The 12,646-nt window shown below is 63.6% G+C and carries 11 protein-coding genes; 6 read left to right on the forward strand and 5 right to left on the reverse strand.

Annotated features, from left to right (window positions below; all coding sequences use genetic code 11):
- Positions 1-177 precede the first annotated feature (177 nt).
- The 3 genes from ALTAJ2_RS03685 to ALTAJ2_RS03695 are packed head-to-tail and all read right to left on the reverse strand — an operon-like array spanning position 178 to position 2,889.
- A complete protein-coding gene (locus ALTAJ2_RS03685) occupies positions 178-1,239 on the reverse strand; it encodes a glucose 1-dehydrogenase (RefSeq protein WP_007110875.1) in 1,062 nt (353 codons plus the stop codon).
- Positions 1,236-1,616: a RidA family protein gene (locus tag ALTAJ2_RS03690; RefSeq protein ID WP_007110876.1), complete on the reverse strand. Its 381-nt coding sequence runs from the start codon at positions 1,614-1,616 to the stop codon at positions 1,236-1,238. The genes ALTAJ2_RS03685 and ALTAJ2_RS03690 overlap by 4 nt, the downstream gene beginning before the upstream one ends.
- Before the next feature lie 58 nt (positions 1,617-1,674).
- A complete protein-coding gene (locus tag ALTAJ2_RS03695) occupies positions 1,675-2,889 on the reverse strand; it encodes an aminotransferase class V-fold PLP-dependent enzyme (RefSeq protein WP_007110877.1) in 1,215 nt (404 codons plus the stop codon).
- A gap of 112 nt (positions 2,890-3,001) precedes the next feature.
- Here ALTAJ2_RS03695 and ALTAJ2_RS03700 point away from each other — a divergent pair, with 112 nt between their 5' ends.
- Positions 3,002-3,763, forward strand: a complete 762-nt coding sequence (locus tag ALTAJ2_RS03700; RefSeq protein ID WP_007110878.1) for an IclR family transcriptional regulator — start codon at positions 3,002-3,004, stop codon at positions 3,761-3,763.
- A gap of 78 nt (positions 3,764-3,841) precedes the next feature.
- Entirely contained in the window at positions 3,842-4,540 is a 699-nt protein-coding gene (locus ALTAJ2_RS03705; RefSeq protein ID WP_007110879.1) for a PIG-L deacetylase family protein, read from the forward strand.
- Positions 4,541-4,769: 229 nt separating this feature from the next.
- On the opposite strand, the gene dgoD is transcribed toward ALTAJ2_RS03705, so the two are convergent.
- Positions 4,770-5,921 carry a galactonate dehydratase gene (dgoD, locus tag ALTAJ2_RS03710; RefSeq protein WP_007110880.1) on the reverse strand — a complete coding sequence of 384 codons (1,152 nt, stop codon included), beginning with the start codon at positions 5,919-5,921 and terminating at the stop codon, positions 4,770-4,772.
- Positions 5,922-6,193: 272 nt separating this feature from the next.
- Here dgoD and ALTAJ2_RS03715 point away from each other — a divergent pair, with 272 nt between their 5' ends.
- From ALTAJ2_RS03715 to ALTAJ2_RS03725, 3 genes are read left to right on the forward strand one after another with little or no spacing between them, the layout of a single operon-like run.
- Positions 6,194-7,501: an ABC transporter substrate-binding protein gene (locus ALTAJ2_RS03715; protein WP_007110881.1), complete on the forward strand. Its 1,308-nt coding sequence runs from the start codon at positions 6,194-6,196 to the stop codon at positions 7,499-7,501.
- Positions 7,502-7,552: 51 nt separating this feature from the next.
- A complete protein-coding gene (locus tag ALTAJ2_RS03720) occupies positions 7,553-8,539 on the forward strand; it encodes a carbohydrate ABC transporter permease (protein WP_049901022.1) in 987 nt (328 codons plus the stop codon).
- On the forward strand, positions 8,536-9,411 hold the full coding sequence (locus ALTAJ2_RS03725; RefSeq protein WP_007110883.1) for a carbohydrate ABC transporter permease: 876 nt from the start codon (positions 8,536-8,538) through the stop codon (positions 9,409-9,411). Before ALTAJ2_RS03720 ends, ALTAJ2_RS03725 begins: the two co-directional genes overlap by 4 nt.
- Before the next feature lie 70 nt (positions 9,412-9,481).
- Here ALTAJ2_RS03725 and nagZ read toward each other — a convergent pair whose 3' ends face one another.
- The gene (nagZ, locus tag ALTAJ2_RS03730) at positions 9,482-11,059 is read right to left on the reverse strand and encodes a beta-N-acetylhexosaminidase (protein WP_007110884.1); all 1,578 of its coding nucleotides are present in this window, start codon (positions 11,057-11,059) and stop codon (positions 9,482-9,484) included.
- A gap of 126 nt (positions 11,060-11,185) precedes the next feature.
- Between nagZ and ALTAJ2_RS03735 the strand changes: the two genes are divergently transcribed.
- Positions 11,186-12,352: an ABC transporter ATP-binding protein gene (locus tag ALTAJ2_RS03735; RefSeq protein ID WP_007110885.1), complete on the forward strand. Its 1,167-nt coding sequence runs from the start codon at positions 11,186-11,188 to the stop codon at positions 12,350-12,352.
- Positions 12,353-12,646 lie beyond the last annotated feature (294 nt).

Consider the following 12,646-nt stretch of genomic DNA (forward strand, 5'->3'; position numbering starts at 1 on the left):
AACTACTGCTGATGAATGTAGTACAGAATTTTATCAATTCCGTGGGGTGGTGTATATACAACGCTCTCGTCGTTGTCGGCAGCAGTCAACTCCCCACCGCTGGGGTGGTGGGCTTGGCAGTGGACTCCTGTTCTGTCGACACTGGCACGTCGGACGCCGCGTCAGTAGCGGTCACGATCAGCGCGAATCGAACTCGATGACGGTCTTGATCCGATCCGGAGCCGCCGAGAACGCGTCGTCGACCGCAGCCGGTTCGAAGGTGTCCGTAATCAGCTCGTCACCGAACCAGTCGGGGAGCGCTGAGAGCGTCTCACAGGCGGCTTCGAAGTGTTCGATGTGGGAGTTGACGCTGCCGACGAGCGCTCTGTTCCCCAGCACGAGTTTGCGGTGGAGCCGACCGCCCGCAACGTCGAACTCGTCGTCTCCCGGGAGCCCGAGCAACACGCCAACGCCGTTTTGATCGAGCGCATCGATCGTCTCGAAGGCGTGTCTCGCGTATCCGGTTGCCTCGTAGATGAGGTCCATGGGCTCGTACACCGCCGGAACGTCGGCCACGGGAGTCTCACGCGAGTCCACGTAGGTCGCACCCAATCGTTCGATGAGGTCGATCGTCGGATCGGGTCGGTCGCGTCGGCCAAGACAGTACGTCCGATCGAACTCCGATTGCAATCTTGACAGCGTTAACAGGCCGAGCGGCCCGTTCCCCAGCACGAGTGCCGCGTCGCGCTGCCACTCGAACGCCGAGCGCGATGCGTAGGCGTGCTCGAGTGCCTTTTCGGTATTGCTCATCGGTTCGATCAGGACCCCGGTCGTTGCGAACGCGTCGGGAACCGGAACCAGGAACCCCGCCGGACTCGTGAAGTACTCGGCCATGTACCCGTGCGCGCCGTCGATCCCCCGCTCGAGGCACTCGTCGGGCGGTGCCATATCGGGCTCCCCGCGCCGGAAGTACTCGGTCGCGTCGCCCGGGGGACGGCGAACGGTTGGGACGACGAGTTGCCCCGCCTCGAGATCGGTCCCGTTCGGGTCTTCGACGACGCCGACGGCTTCGTGACCGAGGACCTGGTGGTCGCTCCCGGCGGGGAACCCGCCGTGTGTCCCCTCGACGACCTCGAAATCGGTTCCGTCGATCCCGACCCTGAGCGTTCGGACCAGTGCGTCGCCGGGGTCGGGATCGGGTCGTGGTTTGTCTATCAGACGCGGCCGGGAATCGCCGCGTTCGACGGCGATCGCTTTCATGAGTCGACCCGTGCGATCACTTCGATTTCGACGCCGATATCGATCGGCAACTCCGAAACCTCGACGGCGCTCCGGGCGGGGTAGGGTTCGGTTACGTACTGTTCGTACACCGCGTTGACGGCCTCGTAGTCGTCCATGTCGGTGACGAACACCGTCGACTTGACGATGTTCTCGAGGGAGCTGTGTCCGGCCTCGAGAACGGTCTCGAGGTTCTCCATGACGGCGTGCGTCTGTGACTCGATGTCGTTGGCGACGATCTCCCCCGACTCGGGATCGACCGGCCCCTGTCCGGAGACGTACAGCCGGTCACCGTCGCGGATCGCCTGGGAAAACGGGCCGATACTTGCGGGTGCGTCGTCGGTTGCAATTTCGTTCATCGTCCACTCCGATAACGTCTGACGGCCATTATATGCGTTTCGGTCACGAGGAACACGGTTACTGGGTCGCGGTCAGGGACGACCGGATGCGAGCGATCACGTGGTCCAGTTCGGCCTCCGTGAGACACATCGGGTTGATCGTGACGACGTCTTCGTCGAGGCGGTCCGCCCCGACGAACACTCGCGGCGATTCCGTCCGAAGCGTTCGAACGAGTTGCGTCGCGGAGCACGCCGCCGCGGTAGTATCGACGTGGACCACGACTTCCGGGGCGACCGAAACGTCGTCGTCGTCGAGCGTCAAGTCGATCCCTTCGACGGACTCGAGCGCGGCCGTAACGCGCTCCGCCTCACGCCGCCATCGGCCCCGCGCGGCGTCGTGATCGGCTTCGAGGAACGACTCGAGGGCGACGAGAAGACCGACGAGTTCCTCCTTGCCGACTTTCAGCGGCCGGCCGATCCCCTGTCGTGGGACGCCGTCGAGACGCTCGCCGTCGACGAGCGATGTCGGCGGTTGCCAGACCTCCTCGGCAGCGTGCATGTCGAGCTGTTGGAGCGCGATCGATTCGATGAGATCGCTCCGGCCGGCGACGATACCGGTCGTCTGTGGGCCGCGAATCGCCTTCCCACCGCTGAAGACCACGAGGTCCGCTCCCTCCTCGATGAACCGCGAGAGGTTCTCCGTCGGCGGCAGTTCCGCGGCTGCGTCGACGATAACCGGAACGTCGTGTGCGGACGCGATTTCCGTGACCGTCGAGAGGGCGGGTTCGGTGTACGGTTTCTGGACGTAGCCGATCGCCGCCGTCCGCTCGGAGATGGCGGCTTCGATCTCCCAGGGCTCGACCGCGGTCGACCCGGTCCCGAGGACGCGGTCGTTCGTGCCGACGTCGACGATCGTCGCCCCAGCCGTCCGGAACGCGTGATCGTAGCCGGTTCTGTGCGTCCGTGGCATGATGATCTCGTCCGGAATGCCGTCGGTGTCCGGTAACTGGTCCATCCTTCCGGGATCGTCACCCGCCAGGGCCGCAGCCGCGGCGAGAAGCAGTCCAGCATCCGCACCGCACGTAACGTAGCCGGCCTCCGCACCCGTCGCGTCGGCGATCACCTCGCTCGCTTTCGCCTGGAGATCGGAGAGCCTGACGAACTCGGTCGCCGCTCGTCCCATCGCCTCGACGGCTTCCGGCCGGATCCGGCTGCCACCGATCCGTGTTTTCGTTCCGGCGGCGTTGACTACACGTGGCACTCCTAACTCGTCGTATACGGTCTGATCACTCATCTATCGCGTTCGATTAGTTCAATTACTTCATATAAGTAATTTACGTTGAACGTTCGTTTCGGTCGTTTCGGACACGGAAACGACTATATAGAGCCGAGACGAACCGATACCTATGCGGACTGATACCACGATCGACGCCACCGTTCGGTCGATAACGATCCTCGAGATCGTTGCCGACTCGCCGGAGCCGATCGGTGTGACGGCTATCGCCGATCGGACGGAGCTCACCAAGAGCACCGTCTCCAAGCACCTGTCGACGCTACACGAACTCGGGTACGTCGACCGCTCGGACGGGCGCTATCTGCCGTCCGTTCAGTTCCTCGACTACGGGGTTCGCGCCGGCTCCCTGACGGCGTTGCGCCACGCAGCCGCCGATCCGGTCGACGAACTCGCCGAGATGACGAACGAGGTGGCCGGGCTCGCTATCGAGCACGACGGACGGGTCGTCGACGTCTATCTCTCCACGACCCACGCCGAGCCCGGGTTCCCGGCGTACAACACGCGATTCCGTCACTGTAGCGCCGCCGGAAAGGCGATCCTCGCCGAGCAGTCGGCTGACGAGTTCGAGGCGCTGCTCGAGGATCGGCGGCCGGCGCGGACCGAGTACACGATTACGGGCGACGCCGAGTTACGCGCCGAACTGGAGCGGATTCGCGATCGCGGGGTCGCGTTCGATCGACAGGAACAGTTCTCGCGCGTAAACAGCGTTGCCGTCGGTCTCTCGACCGACTCGCTGACCGGCGCGATCTTCGTCTCGGGCTGGGCCGACGAACTCTCGGGCAAGCGATTCGAGGAAAACGTCCCCGGGATTCTCTTCAGTGCGAGTCGATTACTGCGGTCGAACCTCGCCGCCGAGACGACCGCCGAGCAGTAGCGGCGGTCAACCTCGGTTTAACCCGAGTCCGACCGAGCGGAATTATTATGGCGCTCCCATTCGTCAGTCGACACGTCCATGGAGCTATTAGCCATCGTTGCGCATCCGGACGATGCCGACATCTTCTGTGGTGGGACGCTCGCGAAACACGCCGACCGGGGCGACACGGTTACCATCGCCCACCTGACCAGCGGCGAGTACGGCGGACTCGAGTCGGCGACCGATATCGCCTCCGTCCGCGAGGAAGAAGCGCGGCGGTCGGGCGAGACGCTCGGTGTCGCCGCGGTCGAGTTCCTCGGGTTCGAAGACGGTCGCATCGAATACACCCTCGAGAACCGACTCTCGATCGTCGAGACGATTCGAACGTTCGCGCCGGATGTCATCCTCACGCACTATCGGGACGACATGCACCCGGATCACCGAGTCACGTCGCGACTCGTCACCGACGCCTACTACATGGCGTCGTTGCCCCTCGTCGAGACGCCGTCCGATCCCTGTGATCCGGAGAACGTCTACTACTTCGGGAAACCGACGTCCGAATTCGAGCCGTCGGTCTACGTCGACATCACCGGCTACGAGGACGTCAAGGCCGATGCGATCAGACAACACGAGTCACAGGTAGAGTTCCTCCAGTCCCACGGCGGTATCGATGCGGAGTTCGACAACCTCGTGGACGGCGTAGCCGCCGAAAACACCGTTCTGGGGAAACAAACCGGCGTCGACAGCGCCGAGGGATTCCGTCCGTTCCACGAAACCACGCGCGCCTATCTCGAGTGAGCGGCGACTCGAGTGACCGACGGCGGACCGGATCCGTGCTCGATCCGTTGCGCTGTGCGAAACGAGTGCTGCTGACCGTCGGGACGAGTCTCACACGGCGGCGGCTCACCGTGTTGATTACATTCATATGTGTGTAAACAGAGGCGGGCGCTACTGAGGTGAGCAACCCAACGGTTCCGGCGCAGTCACCGTTTGTTTCCGACAGCGAAACGAAACCGGTCGGTTCGGGTCACCACTCGGTGATGCTCCCGTCGGCCTGCCGCCACACCTGATTGTGCCAGTGTAAGTTCTGCTGGGACCGCTCACGGACGGCGTCCTCGTCGATCTCGATACCCAACCCGGGGCCGTCGAGCAGATCGAGATAGCCGTCGGTGAACTCGAAGACGGAGGCATCGTCGAGGTAGTCGTCGGCCGCGCTCTTCGGGGCAGGATAGATGTCGAATCCGTGGTCCTGAAATAAAAGGTTCGGAACGGTCGCGCTCACTTGCAACGAGGCCGCGAGCGCGATCGGTCCGAGCGGACAGTTCGGGGCCACCGCCACGTCGTGTGCCTCGGCCATGTTCGCGATCCGGACCATCTCGGAGATGCCGCCGGCATGGGAGACGTCCGGTTGCACGACATCGATCCCTCCCCGTTCGAACAGCGGCTTGAAATCCCACCGCGAGTAGAGCCGCTCGCCCGTCGCCAGCGGAACCGTGGTCTGGGATGCGAGCGTGGGTAACCACTCGAGGTTTTCCGGCAACACCGGTTCCTCGATGAACGTGACGCCGAACGGTTCGAGTTTCGGCGCGATACGTTTCGCGAGCGACTTGGAGATTCGCCCCCGGAAATCGACGACGATATCGACGCCGTGACCGACGGTCTCACGAACGTGTTCGACACGCGAAACGACCTCGTCCACCGCGGCCGGTGGCTCGAGGTGTCGCATCTGGTTCGCCGCGTCCATCTTCAACGCGGTGTAGCCGACGTCGCACAGCTGCTCGGCTTCGGCACCGATTTCCTCGACTCGATCGCCGCCGATCCACTGATAGACCCGAATTTTATCGCGTGACCGCCCGCCCAGGAGTTCGTATACCGGGGCTCCGAACGCTCGCCCCTTGAGGTCCCACAGCGCCTGATCGATGCCCGCGATGGCGCTCATCAACACGGGCCCACCGCGGTAGAAACTGCCCCGATACATCGCTTGCCAGTGGTCCTCGATCCGGTGTGGGTCCGTTCCGAGGAGGTAGCTGTCCATGATCTCGTCGACGGCGGTTCGGACGGTCTTCGCTCGCCCTTCCACGATCGGTTCGCCCCACCCGATCGACCCGTCCGCCGTCTCGAGTTTCAGGAAGAGCCATCGGGGCGGCACGTGGAACAGTTCGTAGTCGACCAGTTTCATACGTTCCGTTCGGAACGGTCAGTAATAAACGTTCGACTCGTCCGCCGACCGTGACGGGCATCGAATCGGATGAAGGCGCGCCGACTGGTCGCCGTCGAGAGGCGGGGGACCTGCGCGGCGTTTCGCACGACGAGATGACGCTCCGTCCGGCGATCGGACCGTGATCGATCGTTTCGGCACCGCGTGCGGTCGGTACGAGGTTCCATTACAATCACTGACAACAGTAAGCTATATATACAATTGGCATGAATATTAGTTCGGGTACGAATGAGATGAACGACCGCTCCCGACGCAAGCTACTGCTGTCTGCTGGCGCAACGACGACACTCGGGCTCGCGGGGTGTCTGGACGGGCTAACCGGCTCCGGCGGTGCCGGAGATGCGGTCCGGGCACGGTATATCGGCCAGGAACCCCAGTCGGACTGGCTCGAGGAGCAGTCCGATGCCTTCGAAGCGGAGACCGGAATCGAAGTCGAACACGAGTTCCTGACGTGGGCCGACGTGCCGGATTCACAGGTGACCGATATTCAGTCCGGCGTCGGGCCGGACGTCGACCACATCGCGTCGACGTTCCTGCCACAACAGGCAAACGCCGGCGGCTGGGTCGATCTCTCGGAGTTGGACGCGTCGCTTCCCGATCAGAACGCGTTTTTCGATCAGGTCACCGACATCATGGACTATCAGGGGCAGATTCACGGCATCCCGTGGTTCTGGGGACCGCGTGGCTATCTCGAGTACGACCCGCTCATCGAGCAAGCGGGGATCGACGGCCAGCCCGACGACTGGGACGCCCTCGTCGACCAGGGGCAGGCGTTCCGCGAGGAGTTTCCGGACAAACACCTCTATGCGATGATGGGCGTCAGTTGGGAACTCCCGCGCGCGTTCATCACGTTCCTCTGGCAAAACGGCGGTCGGGTAGCGGACGAGGACACGAACGAGATCCTGTTCGATTCGGACGCCGGCGTCGAGGCGTTGAACTTCTGGAAGGATCTCATCCTCGAGGAAGACGTCATGCCGAGCCAGATCGCCGAGTGGGGAGTCGACGAGTTCGACGGGGCGTTGATCAACGAGGACGTCGGTGCGATCATGCAGGATTTGAGTCCCGTCGATCAGTTCGTCGAACAGGCTGGGGCGGATCGGAGCGACTTTACGATCGGCCGACTCCCGGCCGGGCCGTCCGGCGACCGGTCGACGTTCTTCGGCATGGAGGGGCTCGGTATCCGGCCGTGGTCGGACAAACAGGAGGAGGCCGCCGAGTGGATCTCGTGGCTCTCACGGCCGGACGCCAACGCGACGTTCGCCGATCGGATCGGACTCTTGCCGACGGTCGAGGAGGCGTTCAACCACGCCGCGTTCGACGACGAACTCAGTCAGACGCTCCACGACGACGTGCTCCCCGACGCGCGGCATTATCCGATGATCCCCGGACTGAGCGAAGTCGAGGTCGAACTCAGCGGCACGATCGGAACGTGGCTCGAGGAGGTCGTCACGGGCGAGTGGGAGGACGGACGCTCCGCGGAACTCCTCGACGAGGCTGCCGGCGTCGCACAGGATCTCGTCGACCAGGCACAACAGGGTTGATTGCCCAAGGTCGGGAGAAGGAATGATCACGATTCACGAACGTAAGACACTATGGCAAGCGCTTTCACCCGGTTACACGAGCGAGTGACCGACGGGGGGCTCGGACAGTATCTCCCGTTGTACGGTCGACTCGACGAGAAGCACCAATACGCGTACAAACTCCTGTTTCCCGCGCTGGCGATGATGTTCGTCGTCCACTTCATCCCCGTCGTATGGGGAGCGACGATCAGCGTCATGGGAGTCAACTCGAACTACATCGCCGATTGGACGAGTGCACCGTTCGTCGGCCTCGAGCACTACGCCTTCGTGATGGACCCCACGACGACCATCGGGAGTCGGTACTGGTACTCGATCTCGCGGACCGTGCTCTGGTCGGTCGGCGTGCTCGTCGGGACCTACGTGTTGGGGCTGACGGCGGCGCTCCTCCTCAATCAGGAGTTCAAGGGGTCGTTTTTCGTTCGGACGCTATTGTTGCTGCCGTGGATCGCACCGGCGATCGTGACGTTGAACGTCTGGCGAATGATGTTCCTCTCGGAATCCGGCATCATTAATCACGCACTCATGTCCATCGGACTCATCGACGAGCCCATGTTCTGGTTACTCGGCGATCAGGCGCTGTGGTCGATGACCATCGCACACGTCTGGCTGCAGTTCCCCTGGGTGATGATCATGCTCTATGCCGGCCTCCAGTCCATACCCCAGCAACTCTACGAGGCCGCTGCGATCGACGGGGCCGGCCGCTGGGGGAAGTTTCGGTACGTCACGTTGCCACAGCTCAAACCCGTCTCCGGGGTGGTCGTCCTGCTCATGTTGCTCTGGACGATGATCGACTTTACAACGCCGTACGTGATGTTCGGCGGGAGTCCACCGTCGTCGGTCGAGGTGACGATGGTGTACATCTATAACTTCTCGTTCAGGGCGTTCGCGTTCGGCCGCGGGGCCGCGATGAGCGTTGGACTGTTCGTCGTCGCGATGGTGCTCGCGACGATCTACTACCGGCGATTCATTCGGAGCGATTTCGAGGAGGAAACCCAATGACACCCGACGAGTGGGCGCTCTCCGAAGCGACCAAGGACCGACTGTTCGCACTCGCCTCCAAGGGGCTCTTACTGACGATCCTGATCTGGGCGCTGTTCCCCATCTACTGGATGGTGTTCAACAGCTTCCGGACCCGGTTCGAGATCGTCGGTGGCGATCCGAGCTTCACCGAGACGTCGTTTCACTACCAGAACTACATCGACATGTGGTCCCGCGTCGATCTGATCGAGTACTTCATGAACAGCCTCATCATCGCGAGCGTGACGACTGCCATCGCGCTCTGTATCGCCTGTCTCGGCGGGTACGCGTTCTCGCGATACCGGTTCCCGGGCCGGCGGTACGTCGGCGCATCGCTCATCGGGACGCAGCTGATCCCCGGAATCTTGATCCTGTTGCCGATGTTCATGCTGTTCCGGACGTTCCACGACACCGTCGGAGTCCAGCTTATCAACACCTATCAGGGGATCATCTTCGTCTACACCACGTTCGCCGTCCCGTTCGCGATCTGGATGCTCCGAGGCTTCTTCGATACGATCCCCGCGTCGCTCGAGGAAGCGGCTCGCGTCGACGGCTGCACCCGGTTCCAGGCGTTGGTCCGGATCGTCTTACCCCTTGCAGCGCCGGGTATCGCCGCGACGGGGATGTTCGTGTTCCTGGTCGCGTTCAACGAGGTGTTGTTCGCGTCGGTCATGGCGAGGGGCGACGTGACGCCGCTCTCGATCGGGATCCAGCAGTTCATGGAACGCGACCAGAACTACTGGGGCGAGATGATGGCCGCATCGACGGTCGCGACGGTCCCGATTCTGCTGCTGTTCGTGCTGTTCCAGAAGCCGATCGTGAAGGGGCTGACGGAAGGCGGCGTGAAACAGTAGGCGGCCCCAGCATAGTCCACGTTCGGGAGGACCGACGGCCCGCCCACGCCGTCGCCGGCCCCGATCCCCGTCAGTCCGCGAATTCGGGGACGGTGACCGGCAGCCGACCGGTCGCCGTCGCCTCGCCGCGCAGGACTGCGCCGAGCGCGGTGCGCGTCGCCCGCGTGTAATCGTACGTCGAGACCGCGGTCGAGACGTCGGGAACCACCGACAGGTCGTAGGGGTTGCGAACGACGACCGCCACGAACCGGCGTCTGCGGTCGTCGAGCGTCCGGATCACGGCCGCCCACGAGTCGTTGGCCATCGCGCCGTCGACAGTGGCGATTACCTGTGTCCCAGCGTCGAACGACGGCAGCTCGAGCCGGTCAGCGATCTCGTGGCAGGTGACATCGAATCCGGCGGCCCCGAGCGAGTCGGCGAGCAGCGTCGGCTCGAAGTCGTCGTCCTCCGCCGGCGATGTCCGGCCGCCCGACGACCCGACCAGATGCAGCGGCCGCTCGGTCGTCAACGGGAGCGTGTCGTTTCGGTCCCGGACGAGCGTGATCCCGCGGGCGGCGATCGCACGGCCGACCTCGCGGGACCGGTCGGCCGTCTCCGCCCAGCGGCCGGCTGACGGCGGACTCGAGGCACTCAGCCGGCGGCGTTTGAAACGGAGAACCCGCTCGACGGCTGCGTCGATCGTCGCCTCGTCGAGCCGACCCGATTCGACGGCGTCGATCACGGCGTCGATCGCGTCCGCCTGCGTTTCGGGCGTGTGACAGACGAGCAGCAGATCACAGCCCGCCTCGAGCGCCCGGACGCAGCCCTCCGGCGTTCCGACCGTCTCCGCGATGGCACGCATTTCCATCCCGTCGGTCACGACGAGTCCGTCGAAGCCGAGTTCGTCGCGGAGCAGTCGACGCTGAACGGCAGGCGACACCGTCGCCGGGGTCGATGGGGAGTCCGTGATCGCCGGGAACGACACGTGCGTCGTCATGATCGCGTCGATACCGGCATCGATCGCGCGCCGGAACGGCGCGAACTCCACGGCCTCGAGTCGCTCGCGGTCGTGCTCGACGACCGGCAGTTCGTGATGGGAGTCGGTACTCGTGTCGCCGTGCCCCGGGAAGTGTTTCCCGCAGGCGACGACCCCGTTGGATTGCATCCCCATCGCCAGTTCGGTCCCGAGGTCGCCCACCAGGTCGGGGCCCTCGCCGAACGAGCGGACGCCGATCACCGGATTCCGCGGGTTGTTGTTGACGTCGAGTACCGGAGCCAGGTTGACGTTGATACCGAGGGCCGCCAGTTCGGCGGCGACGGCTTCGCCGCCGGCACGCGCGAGGTCGGGGTCGGCGCTTGCACCGAGACACATCTGACTCGGCAGCGTCGTCCCCCAGCCGAGGCGAGCGACTACGCCACCTTCCTGGTCGGCCATCACGAACGGCGGGACCCCAGTCTCCTCGAGTACCAGTCCCCGTAGGCGGTCGGTTAGCGTCGCGACCTGGGCGGGGGTCTCGATATTCCGACTGAAGTAGACGACGTTGCCACACTGTCGGTCGGTGATCAACGTTCGAAGGTCGTCGGTCGGCTCCGTCCCGTCGAACCCGACGACGAACAGTTGGCCGACTTTCGTCGCGAGATCCATCTCGCGTCCGTCTGCTGTCAGCATCGTGAGTCTGTTGATCGTTCTCGTATGTAGTTCTACTGTCGCGATCGGCGTTGGTTCTAGCGGTTCGCGAGTAGAACTATCGACTGCAGGTAAGTATATATGCCTCGCCGATAGCATTCGTAACGAATGGGCCGGATTGACATAGATGGTCTGACCAAGGAGTACCGTACGCCGAACGGACCGATCCAAGCCGTCGAGTCGCTCGATCTCCAACTCGAGGACGGCGAGTTCGTCGTCTTCGTGGGGCCGTCCGGCTGTGGCAAGTCGACGACGCTCCGCTGTATCGCCGGCCTCGAGACCGTCACGAGCGGCTCGATACGGTTCGACGGGACCGCCGTGACGGACGAAAAACCCAAAGACAGGGATATCGCGATGGTGTTCCAGAACTACGCGCTCTACCCGCATATGACCGCCCGGGAGAACATCGCGTTCGGGCTGAAGATGTCGACGGATCTCTCGGCCGCCGAGATCGACGACCAGGTCGAAACCGCCGCTGAAATGATGGATATCGTCGACCTCCTCGACGACAAACCCGGCGAACTCTCCGGCGGACAACAACAGCGGGTCGCGCTCGGGCGGGCGATCGTCCGCGATCCGGAACTCTTCTTGATGGACGAACCGCTCTCGAACCTCGACGCGAAACTGCGTGCACAGATGCGGACGGAACTCCAGCAACTGCAAACCGAGTTGGGCGTGACGACGGTGTACGTCACGCACGACCAGACGGAGGCGATGACGATGGGCGACCGGATCGTCATCCTCAACGACGGCCGGTTACAACAGGTCGGCACGCCGCTCGAGTGCTATCACCGGCCGGCGAACCAGTTCGTCGCGGGATTCATCGGCTCCCCGCCGATGAATTTCCTCGACGTCGACGCCGATCTCGAGGACGGGACGCTCGACCATCCGGACTTTACCCTGCCGCTGTCGGACTCGCTGGTCGACGAACTCGACAGTACCGACCTCGTGCTCGGTATCAGACCGGAGCACGTGTCGCTTACCGACTCCCCAGGGACCCACCCGGAACCGAACCGGCTGATCGAGACGGACGTGACCGTCACCGAACCGATGGGGGACGTCACGAACGTCTATCTGGACGTCGGTGGCGAGACGATGACGGTTACCGTCGACGGCCACGTCGGCGTCGATCCCGGCGGCCACCTCCACATGCACGTGCCAGCGTCGAAGATGCACCTCTTCGACGCGGCGTCCGGGCGGTCGATCAAGCACAGCGACGAACCGATCGACTCGAGTTCGCTCGCTGAAGCCGACAGCCACGTCGAGACGGCGTAATCGTCGCCGCTACGAGCGGGGTGACGTGTGGCCCCGAGCCGTGCCGACCGACCCGAACGCGACCGTGCGAGTCGTCCGCCGATCCGGGTTCCACCCCTCCGATGGACTTTTACTACAGTAAGTAAATAATGGGTTTGTTGAATGAGAACAGAAACCATGGTAGCTCACGGGGAGTAACGGTCGAAATGATACGGCGCGTGCGCCGATGGTCGACCGACGGCGGTCACCGGTACGATAATCGCCCCTTCGATTCGACCGGTCGTAGCCCCGATAGTGGGACCTGTAATCAATCCG

Source organism: Natrinema altunense, from assembly GCF_000731985.1.
GTDB lineage: Archaea > Halobacteriota > Halobacteria > Halobacteriales > Natrialbaceae > Natrinema > Natrinema altunense.